General features: G+C 51.8%; 16 protein-coding genes. 2 read left to right on the forward strand and 14 right to left on the reverse strand.

Features of this window, described 5'->3' with window-relative positions:
* Window positions 1-376: 376 nt before the first annotated feature.
* Window positions 377-616, reverse strand: coding sequence for an Lrp/AsnC ligand binding domain-containing protein (locus tag KKD83_06250; GenBank protein MBU2535748.1), 240 nt, complete (start codon window positions 614-616; stop codon window positions 377-379).
* Between the two features lie 1,450 nt (window positions 617-2,066).
* The gene (gene kduI / locus KKD83_06255) at window positions 2,067-2,897 is read right to left on the reverse strand and encodes a 5-dehydro-4-deoxy-D-glucuronate isomerase (protein MBU2535749.1); all 831 of its coding nucleotides are present in this window, start codon (window positions 2,895-2,897) and stop codon (window positions 2,067-2,069) included.
* A gap of 373 nt (window positions 2,898-3,270) precedes the next feature.
* Here kduI and KKD83_06260 point away from each other — a divergent pair, with 373 nt between their 5' ends.
* Both KKD83_06260 and KKD83_06265 read left to right on the forward strand, forming a co-directional pair.
* Window positions 3,271-3,450 (forward strand): hypothetical protein, encoded by a 180-nt coding sequence (locus KKD83_06260; GenBank protein ID MBU2535750.1) that lies wholly within the window; start codon window positions 3,271-3,273, stop codon window positions 3,448-3,450.
* Window positions 3,451-3,481: 31 nt separating this feature from the next.
* On the forward strand, window positions 3,482-4,264 hold the full coding sequence (locus tag KKD83_06265; protein ID MBU2535751.1) for an SDR family oxidoreductase: 783 nt from the start codon (window positions 3,482-3,484) through the stop codon (window positions 4,262-4,264).
* A 4-nt stretch (window positions 4,265-4,268) separates the two neighbouring features.
* Here KKD83_06265 and KKD83_06270 read toward each other — a convergent pair whose 3' ends face one another.
* The 12 genes from KKD83_06270 to hisG form a co-directional block, all read right to left on the reverse strand.
* Entirely contained in the window at window positions 4,269-4,499 is a 231-nt protein-coding gene (locus tag KKD83_06270) for an acyl carrier protein (GenBank protein ID MBU2535752.1), read from the reverse strand.
* Between the two features lie 21 nt (window positions 4,500-4,520).
* Entirely contained in the window at window positions 4,521-5,531 is a 1,011-nt protein-coding gene (gene plsX, locus KKD83_06275) for a phosphate acyltransferase PlsX (protein ID MBU2535753.1), read from the reverse strand.
* A 13-nt stretch (window positions 5,532-5,544) separates the two neighbouring features.
* Window positions 5,545-6,612 carry a 4Fe-4S binding protein gene (locus KKD83_06280; protein ID MBU2535754.1) on the reverse strand — a complete coding sequence of 356 codons (1,068 nt, stop codon included), beginning with the start codon at window positions 6,610-6,612 and terminating at the stop codon, window positions 5,545-5,547.
* Entirely contained in the window at window positions 6,609-7,403 is a 795-nt protein-coding gene (locus tag KKD83_06285; protein ID MBU2535755.1) for a 2-hydroxyglutaryl-CoA dehydratase, read from the reverse strand. The genes KKD83_06280 and KKD83_06285 overlap by 4 nt, the downstream gene beginning before the upstream one ends.
* Window positions 7,404-7,419: 16 nt before the next feature.
* Window positions 7,420-8,691 carry a 2-hydroxyacyl-CoA dehydratase family protein gene (locus tag KKD83_06290; protein ID MBU2535756.1) on the reverse strand — a complete coding sequence of 424 codons (1,272 nt, stop codon included), beginning with the start codon at window positions 8,689-8,691 and terminating at the stop codon, window positions 7,420-7,422.
* Window positions 8,691-9,866 carry a 2-hydroxyacyl-CoA dehydratase family protein gene (locus KKD83_06295; GenBank protein MBU2535757.1) on the reverse strand — a complete coding sequence of 392 codons (1,176 nt, stop codon included), beginning with the start codon at window positions 9,864-9,866 and terminating at the stop codon, window positions 8,691-8,693. The genes KKD83_06290 and KKD83_06295 overlap by 1 nt, the downstream gene beginning before the upstream one ends.
* Before the next feature lie 104 nt (window positions 9,867-9,970).
* Window positions 9,971-10,783: an SDR family oxidoreductase gene (locus KKD83_06300; GenBank protein ID MBU2535758.1), complete on the reverse strand. Its 813-nt coding sequence runs from the start codon at window positions 10,781-10,783 to the stop codon at window positions 9,971-9,973.
* Window positions 10,784-10,996: 213 nt separating this feature from the next.
* On the reverse strand, window positions 10,997-11,587 hold the full coding sequence (gene hisB, locus KKD83_06305) for an imidazoleglycerol-phosphate dehydratase HisB (GenBank protein MBU2535759.1): 591 nt from the start codon (window positions 11,585-11,587) through the stop codon (window positions 10,997-10,999).
* Window positions 11,588-12,685 (reverse strand): histidinol-phosphate transaminase, encoded by a 1,098-nt coding sequence (hisC, locus tag KKD83_06310; protein MBU2535760.1) that lies wholly within the window; start codon window positions 12,683-12,685, stop codon window positions 11,588-11,590.
* Between the two features lie 40 nt (window positions 12,686-12,725).
* Window positions 12,726-13,430: a hypothetical protein gene (locus KKD83_06315; GenBank protein MBU2535761.1), complete on the reverse strand. Its 705-nt coding sequence runs from the start codon at window positions 13,428-13,430 to the stop codon at window positions 12,726-12,728.
* A 90-nt stretch (window positions 13,431-13,520) separates the two neighbouring features.
* Window positions 13,521-14,840: a histidinol dehydrogenase gene (gene hisD, locus KKD83_06320; protein MBU2535762.1), complete on the reverse strand. Its 1,320-nt coding sequence runs from the start codon at window positions 14,838-14,840 to the stop codon at window positions 13,521-13,523.
* Window position 14,841: 1 nt separating this feature from the next.
* Window positions 14,842-15,780 (reverse strand): ATP phosphoribosyltransferase (hisG, locus tag KKD83_06325; GenBank protein ID MBU2535763.1); only part of this gene is annotated, 939 nt, incomplete at its 5' end.

Genomic DNA, 15,780 nt, shown 5'->3' on the forward strand with positions numbered 1-15,780 from the left:
AACATAATGAGTCATTGATGGTAATACCTGGAGCAAAGTAACTTCTGTTTTTACTTTCGGTGTCAGTTTGGATACGAGTTTCTCTACAGAAGGTAGGGCAGCTTCACCTATCTTTGAACCGTCTAGGGGAACTAGAATTCTTTCGTACATGGTAAACCTCCCTTGAATTGGGATTTCCTATAATGCCTCTTTGCTGATTTTACCATACATAAGACTAGAGGATTTTATAAAAATAGTTACAAACTATAATGGGCGTGCGGAATGTGGTTACGACATTGCAGAGGTGGGTGTGGCAAGCATACTGAGGGTGGTTTCGTTCTTCTAAATTACCTCATACTACCCATTTCAACAAGGCCATCTTAGAGACCTGTCTGCTTTAGGAACTTCTTACTGCAACGCACATCACAGTTCTCGAAATGTCATTAATGGAATGAAACTTTGACGTAACTAGGTCGCCAATATCGTTTAAAGTTTCTCCCTCTATTGTGGCGATAGCATCATACGGCCCAGTTACAGTATCAACCGATATCACCCCTGCCAATTCACCTATAGCCTCGGCAATCTCTTTTGTCTTTCCTACATGTGTCTCGATTAGTATATAAGCCTTTACTGCCATTGCTAAACAGCCTCCTTATTCAGACTCACAACCTGCGAGTCAAAAAAACGGATGGGCACCAACAACCGCATTTACTAACGGTCACTGACACCCCTTTTCATCACCACATTCCTAATCTAATATGCTATTTTAAGGTGTTTTACATCAGGTAGGTTTATTATAGTCCTTTCATCACTGAAGTCAATACTATTGCTGCTCACTGGGCACTGGCTGCCAAACATGTGTCACCCTCAATAATTGTCTGAAGCTGACAATAATAGCGAAAGCTATAAAGACGAATACCCAATTCGCAACAGTTGGAACAGGTGGAAATAATAGCGTCCATATGCTATAGGCTATGGCAGCTATAAGCGCCAGTAAACCGAATATACCACACAAGCCAATAGGCTCAGGGGGGCGAAGGCCAATATACCTTAGAAAAGAGCTCATCCAAAAAAAGAAAAACGCAATAACCCAGCCCCACATATACCAAGCAAGGAAATCGGTTATCCGTGTGGCAAAATACATTAGCCCCTTTTGTTGCATAACGAAGTAAAACTGGCCGACTTATTACAGGTATTGGTAGAACTCCATCAGTCTGGGCGAATTCTTCCTTACTATTAATATTACCGACTAGTCGAGCAGTTGATTGAATGTAAAAGAGATGGAAAAACTGAGGACACTTAGTCGTCAGGATTGCCAGATATTAAACATATAGCAACAGGATTGTACCATCAAATGGCAGATAACGTGCACTTTTTGGCCACGGTCTCGGATTTCTAGGCGTTTCTAGGTCGTTCTAGAAGACAAATCTAGAAATATACGAAAAACACCTATTTTGAGTTCCTCAAGTGAGCTGAGTCTATCTTGGGTTCTGTTTAATGGCACTCCAAATACAATAAAGTGGCCGTTATCTCCGCTTATTGGATCCTTAAGTATTGTCTTGTCAATACTAAAGGCTCGAAAATGAAAGAATATAAGTAATAATAATGGGCTGGACACCTCTTTGGTGATAATATCCAGTCCTTATTGCACAAAAAATGTTGCTATCAGATTTATGCCTTTCCAATCCGGAACATCTTTGTCCCACATGTTGGACAAGTACCCCGAGTTGCCGGCCTTCCATTCTTCATCGTTATAGATTTGGGGTCCTTCATCTCTTTCTTGGAACGACATTTCATACAATATGCTTGCATTGAGTTACCTCCTTTATTTGTTAGGTTGAGAGGATGATAAAGCATACCTATTTTAATGTCAATAGCTTAATTAATTGTGTTGTTGCGTCACCCAATTCGACAATAGCTCAAATTGTCAAATCACACGATCTGACGAAGTGTTATATGGGGTAACAAATTTAGCCAGAGACTCTTTTGGCACCAGACCTTCTGGTTTAGGCTGGCTCCACTGTTTATGCCGTCATGGCGGGTCTGCCACGAGTCGGTTTCTTCCCGTACAGCGATAAGGCCTTCGGCTATTTCAAGCTTTCCAAATCGACGTGTTGCACGTCGCCAAAGTCCTGGTTTTCTCCACCCATGCCCCAGATAAATGTATAATTGGCAGTACCGGCTCCGGCATGAATTGACCAGCTGGGTGAGATAACCGCCTGTCTGTTTCTAATTACAATATGCCTGGTTTCAGAAGGTTTACCCATTAAATGAAACGCCACGGCTCCGTCAGGAATATCAAAATAGAAATAGACTTCCATCCGTCGTTCGTGAGTATGCGTCGGCATTGTATTCCAGACACTGCCTTCGGTAAGTTCGGTAAAGCCCATAACCAGCTGACAACTCTGGATGCCACCCGGGTGGATGTATTTGTATATCGTTCGTTCGTTGGCTTCATTTTTTGAGCCCAGATGTACAGCTTCCGCGCCCGCTTTTTTTGCATGAACGGTCGGATAATCACAGTGTGCGGGGTAACTGAGAAAATAAAAGAGTGCCGGGGATTGATGGGCAGTGGTTTCGAATTCTATCACCCGACTGCCACGACCGATATAAAGCCCTTCCCGATTTTCCATACCGAATTCCTTGCCGTCTACAGTTACCTTCCCGCTTCCCCCTACGTTAATCACCCCGATCTCGCGACGCTGTGTGAAATATTCCGCAGCCAACTCCCTGGCTGAAGAAAGAGTCAGCTTCCGTTCGACCGGTGCCGCCGAACCAATGATTACACGGTCAACATTTGAATACAGGAGCGTGATTTCTTCCTGCTGAAATAAATGATCGACTAGAAATGACGAACGCAATTCATCGGTCGTCATACGTTGATACCTGACATTATCTACCGAATAACGTGTTTCCATTTTTATCCTCTCATAATACTTATTATCATTTCGTGTCGCATTAATAGCGTTATTGTGTCTCCCTGTTTTTAACTTAGAGCTCCGGCTTAGGTTAAAATTCCTGACTGACCCGACCCTCTCACTTTAGAAAATCTTCGGTTATTCTTTTTCTCCGTTCATTTTACTCCTACCTTCTTTGCTTCATCAAGGGTGTGAAAACTTCTCTCCAAGATGCCTTTAAAGTGATGCTGGAACTCCAGGGACTGCTATTCGCCCTACTTGGAATATTTATGTCAACTGCCACGGAAACCGTTCGGGGGCAACAATTTGTGGTCGTTGCATACCGCATTACCAGGTTGTATAGTATACAGAAAGTAATACCCGGAGGGAGGCAATGGAAGGACGAAGTATCAGGCTTCACAGCCAGCAGCGTATCGAGCTTAGCCCGGACGTACAGGAAATCGTTGCCGCCCTGGTCGAGAACATCATGGCCCTGGCGGCCCTGGCATCGCACTCGAACAGGGATTCGAATTCCCTTGGGGGCATTTTACTTTATCCTTTAGAAGACTGGTAAGAATTGCCGGCTATCATGGGAGGAGACGGCTATGGAACTCGGGCTGAAAGAAAAAGTGGCCATCGTTACCGGCGGTGCCAGGGGCATCGGCGGGAGCATTGTTGAGGGATTTGCCAGGGAAGGCGCCTTCGTGGTAATCGGCGATATTTTATACGAGGCCGCCCAGGAACTGGCTGAGAAACTTGCCCGAAGCGGAGCCAGAGCCATAGCCGTCAAAACGGATGTGACCAAGAAGTTGGAAGCCGATAATCTGGCTTCTACCGCGATAAAGGAATTCGGCAAAATAGATATTCTGGTCAACGCTGCGGGTATTACTCAGGATATATTGCTGGTCGATATTGATGAAGCGGACTGGGACAGGATACTTGAAGTGAATGCGAAAAGCGTATTCCTGGTCACCAAGGCGGTGATGCCTTACATGATCGCTGCCAGGTACGGCAAAATCGTCAATATCTCTTCTCGCTCTGGTAAGGAAGGAATGCCAGGGCTGTCTCACTATGCCGCCTCGAAATTCGCCGTCACCGGCTTTACCCAGGCGAGCGCCAAAGAGCTGGCTCAGTATGATATCAACGTAAATGCCGTCTGTCCTGGTATCCTGCGTACTGATATGTGGGAAAAAATCCTTGATGCCCGCTCGGCACGCACCGGCATCCCGAGAGAAGAAGTCTGGGCGAGGGCGATGGAGACCATTCCGCTGAAGAGGCCTCAGGTTCCGGAGGATATCGCCAACGTGGTGCTATTTTTAAGCTCCGATATCTCCCGCAATATCACCGGAGAGTCGGTCAACGTCAGCGGCGGGGCGCGGGTGGACTAGGTCTTTACGACCTTAAGCCGTCAATATAACTGACCAGGTCTCTTATCGTCGTAAATTCTTTCATCTTTTCAATATCGATTTCGATATTGAACAACTCTTCGGCAGCGATGATAATCTGCACCCAGTGCAAGGAATCGGCCTTGATATCTCCGAGTGCCGTGTCTATCTCTATTTCATCGGCGCTGCAGTGAGCAATCCGTGCGATTATTTTCTTCAGTTCATCCAGTGTTGTCATGTTCCCTCCTCAGGCAGTGCTTTATCCCGACAGCGTTTTCTGCACTTTTTCCAGTTCGGTACGGAGCGTTTCGATGAATCCGCTCTCCACAGCAGTTTTCGCCTGCCTTATGGTGCCGGCAATCTGCGGTGCCCGGCTGGCGCCGTGAGCCACCGCCGCCACCCCATCTACACCCCACAACGGACCGCCACCCAGCACTACCCCCGGGCTCATCAACCGGTAGAGCGTGCCGGTCATCTTTTCCAGTTCATCCGATGCCAATTTCTCTTTCATCCCCTCATCAAGCCAGCGTTTGATTGCCCGCCCCAGCCCCTCGCAGAACTTCAGCAGTATATTGCCCACAAAGCCGTCGCAAACGATGACGTTGGCTTTGCCAGAAATGATATCCATGCCTTCCACATTGCCGATAAAGTTCAGCTTGCTCTGTTTCAGCAGGTCATATGCCTCCCTGGTAAAGTCCGTGCCTTTACCCTCTTCGGCACCGACATTGAGAAGGCCAATGGTCGGATTTTCTACCCCCAGAAAACTCCGCGCATATACGCTGCCGGCAACGGCGAAATTGACCATCTGATACGGCTGGCAGCCCACGTTGGCGCCTAAATCGAGCAATACCGTCTTGGGCGACAGGCCGAGGAATGGGCCACCTACCACCGGCCGTTCGATGCCGGGCAATGCCCCTATGTACTGTAAAGCACACACCATAACCGCGCCGGTAGCCCCGGCGCTGACCATGGCATCGGCTTCACCCTCTTTGACCAGGCGGGCCGCCACCGCCATGGAGCTGTTGGGCTTGCGCATCACGGCAATAGCCGGCTGTTCGCCGTCTTCAATCACCTCGGTTGCCTCAACTAGGCGAATCGGTAAATCGGCCACATCGTGCTTCGCCAGCTCCGTTTCAATGTCAGCCTTTGGCCCGACCATGATTATCTCCACGTCAAGGTCGCGCGCCGCCTGAACAGCGCCGCCGACTATCTCCGTCGGCGCAAAGTCACCGCCCATCCCGTCAACGGCAACCCTTATTTTTCCACCCATAGCAGCCTCCTTTTCACCAGGTATGGCTTATGGCATCCCTGGTACATGCCCTATGGCAGTTAAGTCCGAGTTTGCCAAAACATTCCTTATGTCCCGGGCACAGCATGGCCAGTTTCTTTCTGGCCTCTTCCTTCACCCTGGCCTTCAATTGCCCACCTTCATCTGCGGCCACTTCAATAATATTGGAAGGGCACGCCGGCGCGCATTCACCGCAGCCGTCGCAGCGGCCGTTATCGATGGTGATGAAATAGTTTCCCGTGCCGTCGGTGTAACCGTACTGCACTTTGGCTTCCACGGTTGCTGTCTTGCCCTGACATCTATCTTTGGCAAAAAGCGCCGCCCCCAGCGCGCCGATTATCTGCGGGTCCTCGCAGAGCAGTGGCTCAAATCCAACCTTTTCCCTCAACTGTGCCACCATTCCCCTGTTCTTGGCGATGCCACCGGTGATGGTGAACTCTTTTTCGATGGAGACCCGCTTGAGCAGGTTGAGACAGCGCGTGGCGATGGCCTCATTCAGTCCGGCCAGAATATCTTCTTTGCTCACTCCCTTGCGCAGATAGGCGATGGCTTCCGACTTGGCGAAGACGGCGCATATAGTATTGAAAGGTATGGCCTGTTGCGACCTGAGCGCAGTTTCGCCGATTTTCTCCAGAGGAATGTTGAGCACTTCAGCAATCATCTCCAGGAAGCGCCCGGTGCCACCAGCGCATTTATCGTTCATGATGAAGTTGTTCACCCGACCGTCAGCATCGCAATTTATCGCCTTGCAGTCCTGTCCGCCCATATCGAGAATGGTTCTGACCTCAGGGAAATACCAGGTGATGCCGCGGGCGTGGCAGCTTATCTCGGAGATGTTCTCGTTGGCAAAAGGCACCAGCACCCTCCCGTAGCCTGTGGCCACCACGTATTCCACGTTATTTAGAGATAAACCTGTGCCGTCCAGCACTCTGGCCATAGTCATCTGCGAGGTCTTGACGCTCTCCGGACCGGTATCGCATATCACCGATGATACGATGCTGCCGTCATTCATCACCACCGCTTTAGCGGCCCGCGACCCGATATCAATTCCAGCCACTATCATCTGTTCATACCCTTATCAATGCTCTCCTGGGCGACAACTGCGGCACCGAGCGCTGCCACCAGCTGCGGTTTTTCCGGCACCATGACACGGAAGCCGAGCTCGTCCTCCAGAATTTTAACCAATCCGCCGTTCATCGCCACGCCGCCGGTAACGGCTACATCGCGCTCGATGCCGATACGTTTACACAGCGAGATGATACGGCTTATCACGGAATAGTAAATACCAGCGACAATATCTTCCTTCGGCGTGGGCGGCTCGCGATGGACGTGAGAGATTACCTCAGACTCAGCGAAAACGGCGCAGGTGTTGGTAATCTCGGCTCTTCCTTTTGCCTGAAAGGCCAGCGCTGCCATCTCCTCCAGCGGCATCTGCATCAGTTTGGCCATCTGCTGCAAAAAGATGCCGGTGCCGGCCGCGCACTTGTCCTGATTCACCCAGTCGTTAAGGCGCCCGCGCTCGTTAATCTTGATTACCGTGCTGCTCTCGGCGCCCATATCGATTGACATACGAACGGACGGAAAGAGACGATAAATGCCACGGGCAAGGCAGGTGGTAAGCGATTTGGACTGCTGACTCAGCGAGCTGTCCTTGCCACCAACGCCCGTGGAGACAATGAAAACATCGTTATCCGGCTTGAGTCCAGTCTGCTTGAGCACTTCAGCAACAGCGGACCTGGCGCTCTGCTCGGCCTCATCACCGGTTGCGATCACACTTGAGGCGATAATATGGTCGCCGTCCAGAATGACCGCTTTCGTGGTCAGGCTACCGATATCTACACCCAGAGCTTTCATCTCTAATTAAATGTGCCTAGCGGTCTTCCAGCAACTCGAAGAACTGCTCCAGTTTCTCACGTATCTCGTCTTCAGAGTTGATTGTCGGGTCAACGATATCGCAGTCGATGGTCAGCACCGGCACATCGACCTCATTGAGCAAATCTTTGAACAGTTTTATGGTGGCGCAGGTATGGCGGCAGCCCATAAACGCCCAGTAGACGGCGCCATCAACCTTGTACTGCTCGGCGCAGTCAATGAGGTCCTGCAGTGCTTCCTGACCGAGAGGACCATACATGCTGCGCCGTTCCGGTATCATGGCCGTCTTCTTGGCCACGCTTTCCAGCGGTTTTGACGGGTCAAGCCTGCCCTCTGCCCAGCGAGTGAAGAGCGGCTCCACCACGCTCACCATGCCATATTCCTGCCCGATTTTCTCCAGAAATCCCATCAGGTACATCGGCGGCACGAAAAGGGTCATCAGGCGGAACCTTTCTGGAGAAACGGCGCCCTTCCCTTCACGAACCATTGCTGCCAGTTCGTCGCGCAGTAGCTCCAGATACGCAATGGCTTCTGGCTGGCCGGGACACAGATAATCAGTGGTCAGCAACTGTAAGAAGCCCCGGTTGGGAAACGGAGACGGCACCGCCTTGCGCAGCTCACCAATCTCACGGAATAGCTCCACCTGGTAGTCCATCTTTTCCACAATCTCGGAAAGCTTATCCCAGTCCATCTTCTGCCCCGATTTCTCTTCCAGAAAACGAATCATGTCCTCCAGCTCACTGATGAGGTATTTGTCTTCCGTCTCGCTGCGCTGGAACGGATGGTCGAGATAGAAACCGGGGCACTTGTTTATCTCCATTATCAACTCGCCGCTCTTGGCTGTATTATCGCAGATGAGGTTGGACCAGAGCATGGCATCGGGTCGGGGCAGTGCGCCCAGAGAGAAGGCGCCGGCGAGGCCGCGGTGAGGGGAACATATCTCGGGAACCAGCCCCAGCGCGGCACCGGCCGAGAGAATTTCCGCCTGCTCACCCAGAAACAGCGCCATCATCCAGGTGGTCATCTCCGTGTGCATCGGCACGATATCCATGGCGTAGAGAATCTCGCTGGGGAAAAAAACGGTATGGGCGGCGATGAACTTGCCCTCATCATGTGCATTCAACAGGCGGGTGTAGTAGCTGGCCAACATCTCGTAGTACAGCGCTTCGCTCTTCGGTGCATCCGGGTTCGCTTTGTTCATCCGCGTGATAATCCGGGAAGCCCGTATAATGGCGTTTATTTTATTTTTCTTGGTCTCGGATACCGTCACTATCTTTTCCTTGCCTCCAGCATTTCCATAAAAGCCTGTACCCTGGTCTGAATCTGCCCGGACCCCGAAGTGCCGTATTCCACATCAAGAGACAGAATCGGCACTCCTACCTCATTTAGCCTGTCTCTGAGCAGCGGCAGGTCGTGGGCATAGGTAACGCAGTAGCGGATAATCTGGCTGATGACGCCATCAACTCTGAACTCTTTAACAAGGTTGAGGACACGTTTGAATCTCTCGTCGGAAGGCACCATGCGGGCACAAGGGAAGTTATTCAGATAGCGTCTGGAGATTGCCTGAACGGGATTTTGTCCTTTTTCCAGAACTACCGGGTCAGACCAGTAGCGAGTGCTGGTGCAGAGCTCATCCGTCACCACCAGTCCCCCCTGCGACTCAATCGACTTAACGAACTCGGGATTGTTCATCACGCTCCCCACCACCATCAACCGCGCCCGGCCCTTGTGTTTGATGTTCGATTTACTCAGTTCTTCAAGCAACTCTTCCAGCCACTGGTTGAACTGCTCTTTGGGCATACGGAAGCTGGCGTTCAGCACCTCCATGGTCTCGGCACCGGAAATCGGCAACTCATCGGCTTTCCGCAATTCATAGAGCTGTTTCAGAAGGGCTCTCGACCGGTTAAACACCTCAATAGAGTGTAGCAATTGCACATCGGTTATCTGCCGACCTAAAAATTCCTCCAGATGTTCCTTGAACTGCACCACCTGCTGGTAATAAAGAGCGTGAGCGCGTTCGGTATACTTGCGTGGCACCGTTAAAATATGGTTGAACGGCGTCTTGATGTAATACTGCCACAGGTCGAAGAGACGGCGGGCACCGTCACAGGTGGAACCGGCGACCATGCCATCGAGGAACTCATACTCGCCCCTGAGGCCCATCTGGAGACAGCTTCGTGAAAATGAGCAGTTATTGATATAGAGATACGCGTTGCCGTCCTCCAGTTCCATTTCCCGGGAGTAGCCGGTGACTCTGACCGGAAGAATCCCCGCCGCGTGTATAATCTCCTCAGGAACGTAGGTGCAGAGCCAGCCGAATACTTTCCCTCCCTGACGCTTATGCTCCAGAATTTGCTCGGTTTTGGGATAAGTATCGTTTATCTGGCGAAAGTGCTCCAGCGTCGGCAGTGGCACCGTGGTTGGTTGTGTAACTTCTATCACCATAATCAGCTAACTGATGCTATTTAATTAGCAGCCCTTTCCAGCGGTCAAGGCAATCCAAAAAGCTATTATAACCCTCTCGAGTTCCAGCACTTCAAAGTCCAGATTCAGGTAACCAGGTAGCCACCATCCACCACAACCATGCTGCCCGTGATGTAACTGGCCATATCCGAAGCCAGAAACAGGGCAACCCGCCCGATTTCATCGGCCTCACCCATCCTCCCCAGAAGCATGCGGGACATAAACGCTCTCAGATGCGCTTTTGCCTGGTTTCTCGGCGGACCGGAAAATACCGACCGCACACCTTCGGTCATAATGCATCCCGGCACAATAACATTCACCCTTATGTCATGCCTGCCCAGTTCCCGCGCCAGACTTTTGGTCAGCGTGAGGACGGCGCCCTTCGACGCCGAGTAAGCTGCCATACCGTCTCCCGAAGAGTGTATCGCTTCGATGGAGGCGATATTAATGATACATCCTCCCCGCCCCTGTTCTATCATCTTCCCACTTGCCACCTGGCTGCAGAGCAAGGTGCCTTTTAAATTAACCGAAATCACGCCATCAAAATCTTTTTCCGTCATCTCGGCCAGCGGTATTCTCGGATATATGCCGGCATTGTTTACCAGTATGTCGATGCTGGGCAGCAAGTTTGCCGCTTCCCTGACCATATTCTCCACGGCTTTCCCCTGACTGATATCGCATACCAACGGCTCAGCCCAGTACCCATAACCCTGCAACGTCTTGCTGGCCTGTGCCGCCTTCTCACCATTGACGTCGACGATGAGGACCTTGGCACCAGCCTCAGCCAATCGATAGGCAATGGCATAACCGATACCGGCAGCGCCACCGGTAACCAGAGCGCCCTTGTCGGTAAGTTTGATGAGCTCTTGAACGGCTGGATAATTTCGAGGCAAAGACATCGCCTAACCTTTTACAACAATACCTAGAATCTCTATGTATTTTATAAATATAAGTTAGAGCTGTCAAACAATAGAAACGGCACTGGAAAATACTTAGAAAAGAAAAAACGTGCTCTAATATTTACTTTTAGGAACCAAGGACGGTCAGGCGCACTTTCTGACGCAATGCCATTGGCCTGACCGCCGATACCTGAGTAGCCACCCTGCTTTTACCTACTGCTCAAGTAAGTCCTTGGTGCTCGGTAGTTCGCCGCAAATCCGCTCGTCAATTCTGGTTGCCTTGTCCAGCGCTCTTCCCAGCGCCTTGAACAACGCTTCTGCCTTGTGGTGGTCGTTTGTACCATAAGCAATGCGGACATGGAGGTTCATTCTGGCTTCTATGGCAAATGACTCGAGGAAGTGACGGATAAGGTCGGTGGCGAAGCCACGCATATCATTATCGTTGAAGGGCAGTTCCAGTACCGTGTAGCCACGACCGCTGATGTCCAGAGCCACGGTGGCCAGGGCATCATCCATCGGCACGGAAGCGTCTGCCATTCGGACGATACCCCGCTTCTCTCCCAGTGCCTCGGCAAATGCCTTGCCCAGACAGATGGCCACATCTTCGGCGACGTGATGCTGGTCATTTCCAGCGGCGGAAAGGGTGAGGTCGAATATGCCGTGCTGTGCCAGCTGCGATAATAGATGGTCGAACATCTTGATGCCTGTGTCAACCTCCCAGTTGCCGCTGCCATCGATGTTGAGCTCCAGGTTGATTCTGGTTTCTTTTGTATCCCGCTTTATTACAGACGTCCGATTAGACATTTATTTCCTCCCCAGTTCTCGGAGTACTTTCATCAGGGCGTCGGTATCCTCCGGTTTGCCCACGCTGATGCGTATGCTGTTCTGCAAACGCGGCAGGTTGAAGTAACGAACCAGTATCCCTTTTTGCTGGAGTTTCTGCTGCAGCTCACCGGCATCGCCTTTAAGCACCGAGCAGAAAATGAAGTTGGCCTGCGACGGAAGCGGCTTCAACCAGCCGAGTTTTTCGAGCTCCTGAAACATTCTGTCCCGTTCGGCAATTATGGCTTTTACCCTGCTCATCAGATAATCGACGTCTTTCAGCGATTCCTGCACCGCCACCAGCGCTGCCACATTAACATTATAGGGCAGTTTTATTTTAAGTAAATAACCGGCGATTTTCGGTGGGAAAATCCCGTACCCCACGCGCAGTCCAGCCAGTCCAGCCCATTTGCTAAAGGTTCTCAGCACCATCAGGTTCGGATGTCGGTCGACAAGTGGTATCACTGTCTTGCCATAGAATTCATAATAAGCTTCATCAACCAGCACCGGCACACCCGTTTCCAGCAACGCTGAAATATCGTTTTCCGGCGTCGCCGTGCCTGTGGGGCTGTTCGGATTGGCCAAAATAATCAGTTTTGTCTTCGGTGTTATGGCTGCCTTTACCTCATTCACTTCGACAGCATAGTCTTCATCTCTCGGCACATTGACCAGAGTGGCGCCATTGATGATGGTCCGGGTGCGGTACATATCAAAGGTGGGGATGCAGTTGATGACTTCATCGTTGGGCGTGATAAACAGGCCCAGAACATAGTCCAGCAGCTCACCGCTGCCGCAGGCTGCCACGATGCGACCGGCATCAACACCCACATAGTCCTGTAACTGACGGCGGAGCTTGGCCTGCGCCGCATCAGGGTAGATATTCCACTTCTGATACTCTGCCAGTGCCTGCAATACCCTCGGCGAACAGCCATACGGGTTCTCGTTGGCGTCCAGTTTGATGATTTCCTCTGCCGGAATGCCAATCTTGCCGGCAAGGGTCTCCGGCGACGTATGCGCGGAATACCCCCCCAGGCTTTGCAATTCAGGCCTGATTAATTTAATAATATCGTCCGATGCCACGTATTGAGCGCCTCCCTGCGTTGATAAAGTTATTTGCCTATCATCTACCTCGAGGACAGATTTTCATGCACTCCGCACAGCCTCCGGCCGCACTGCGGTAAGAACTGCAGGCATACTTATTTATAGCATACTGCTCACCGACTTTTGGCTCGGATATCGCTTTTGCCGGACAAATCTCAAGGCATATACCGCAGCTCGCACATTCCGTGCTGAATTCCCTGTTCGTTGGCTCAAGCTCAGTGTCGCTGAGGCAACAGGCAAGCCTCACTCTCGGCCCTAAATCAGGCGTAATCAGCAGGCTGTGCCATCCCATCTTGCCCAGACCTGCCGCTTCACCAGCATGCTTGTAGGAGAACACCGCTTCCATAAAGCGCATATCATAGGGACAACCTGCTGCCGGAAGCGGCAACGCCTTCAGTCCACGCTGGTGGAACGCTTTGGCAATATCATATGTTGACTTGGTCAATCTCCCATTAACGTAGTCCATATGCCGGGCAAGTAGGTCGCTAAGCGATGCCGCCCCCGTTATCCTTTCCGGAGATGATAAGTCCAGGACTTCCGGATAAACCTCCATCGCCAGCACCAGTACCGATTTTGTCTGCGGCAATAATCGCAGAGCTGTTTCCTCCAGCCTGGTGCCTTTCCATTCATCCAGAACCGCAACGCCTACCACATCAGCATCAAGTCCCAGTTTTAGCTCGCCCAGGGATATTCTCTGTGTATTTGTTTTCTGTTGACCAGCCATTTTAATCTCCTCTATTACGACATGGGCAGTATTATGACCATTTTGAACAAGTAATGACACTATGTCAAATACCGGAAACGAGATAACAGGTTAGTCCGGTTTCAACCGTTTTTCCACGGCCCGGGCATGGGCGTCGAGGCCCTCCGCCCTTGCCAGCAACGCCGCCGCTTTACCAAGCTGCTTGAGGCCAGCCTCATCGATGGCGATGGTATTTATTAGCTTGACAAAGTCAGTTATGTTAAGTGGTGAGCCGAAGCGGGCGGTGCCGCCGGTGGGCAGGACATGGCTCGGCCCGGCAATATAATCGCCCAAGACCACAGTCGCCGCGCTGCCGATGAACACACAGCCGGCATTGACGACCTTCTTCAGGCAAGCACCGGCATCTTCGACCATCAGAGACAGGTGTTCGGGCGCATATATATTGGCCAGCTCCAACGCTTCATCAAGGTGGTCAACGAGCACAATCATGCCCCGGTTCAGAGATTCGGCTATTATCGTTTGGCGCGACAGACCTGTTATCTGCTTTTTCAATTCCTGGTCGACTTTCCCCGCCAGTGCGCGCGAGGTCGTTATCAATATCGCGGAAGCCAAGGGGTCATGTTCCGCCTGCGCCAGCAGGTCGGCAGCGCAGTATTCCGGGTTTGCCGTGTCATCGGCGATAATCATTACCTCGCTCGGTCCCTGGAGGCCATCAATATCCACCACGCCGAAAACCAGCTTCTTCGCCAGGACCACAAATATGTTGCCCGGCCCACAGATTTTATCGACCCTGGGCACGGATTCGGTGCCATAAGCCAGTGCGGCGATTGCCTGTGCTCCGCCGATACGGAAAACACGGTCAATGCCGGCAATATCCGCCGCGATAAGCGTTGCCGGTGGTACCGCCCCACCTTTCCCTGGTGGCGTGGCCAGAATTACTTCCTTCACCCCTGCCACCCTGGCCGGTACCGCTGTCATCAGCACCGTTGATGGATACGACGCTGTCCCGCCGGGAACATATATGCCGACCCGCTCCAGAGGCCTTATCAGCTGGCCGGCATCCCCGGTCGCCAACTCATGCCATATACTATCTTTCTGCGCGGTATGAAAGGCGCCGATTCGCTCCGCCGCCAGTTTCAGCGCCGCGATAAGCTCACCGTCGATTTTTTGATAAGCACTGGAAACCTCATCTTTGGGAACCTCCAGCGATGACAGTCTTATGCCGTCTATTTTTATCGCCAGGTCGAAAATGGCCGCATCTCCCCTATCGCGCACCTCGTTGATAATGATTCTGACCGCCTGTTCCGGGTCACGGGTTCCAAAAAGCTCTTCCAGCTTCCCTTGCAACGACGGTGATATCGGATAGGATTCCACCGGAGTCAGGCGCGACAGCGCTTTCCTAGCCGCCTTAAAACCTTCGATTCGTCTCAAATTACACGCCCTCCATTGCCATGCCAATGGTCTCCACCATAGATTTCACTTTCACGCCCTTCTTGGAGCCGGTTCCGAGCCGGGTATTACCGATAAGACAGGCCGTCGATTCAAAAAGGGTGTCCACGATTTTCAGGTTGTGTCGGGCGATGGTCCCCCCAGTCTCGGTGTTTTCAATGAGCAAATCGGCATCATCAGGCAAAAATGCCTCCGTGGCCCCCCAGGTGGGAATCACCCGGTACCTGCCGAAGTGATTGTCTCTGGCGTACCTGTCGGCAATATTCACATATTCAGAGGCCACCCGAAACGGCACTGTTCTTCCTCCGATAAATTTCCTCAGACCAGCGACATCATCAACGGGCAGCTCTTTGCTGACAACGGCCACCACCCTCACCCTCCCCGATTTGAGGTCAAGGAGTTCCTTTACCGGACTCGAGGGAAACTGGTATAGATGGTCTGTGAGCCAGTCCCTGCCCGTGATTGCCAGGTCGAAGTTCCCGTTGGCCACCTGCAATGGCATGTCCTGCGGCCTTATCACTTTTACGTCGACGCCTTCGATATTGATAGCTGGCCGGCGATTCCCTGTTGGCGAGGGGTAATCTTCAATTCTAATGCCTGCCTTCTCCAGCAGCTGGAGCATCGGTGCCTGCTGGTGACCATCGGGCAGAGCGAGCCGAATAAGTCCATCTTCACCCTTCTTTACCGCCCGGGTAATTTTCTGCCGTGCTTCGGGCTCCTCCTTAACTCTTTCATCGGCTGGCAATCGGTCACAACTCTCGCAAATTGAGGTGACAACCCGGTCGAGGTCCTTCGCACTCCAGCTGCTCCGGTTCGCAATGAGGTAGGCGCTGAAATCAAGGACTCTGGCAACTGGAACCATCCCCATATCGACCAATTCCGCATCGGTGTGACCACTGATGAGAGCCAGGTCGGCATCCTC

Source organism: Chloroflexota bacterium (assembly GCA_018829775.1).
In the GTDB taxonomy this organism is placed as follows: Bacteria; Chloroflexota; Dehalococcoidia; order Dehalococcoidales; family RBG-16-60-22; genus E44-bin89.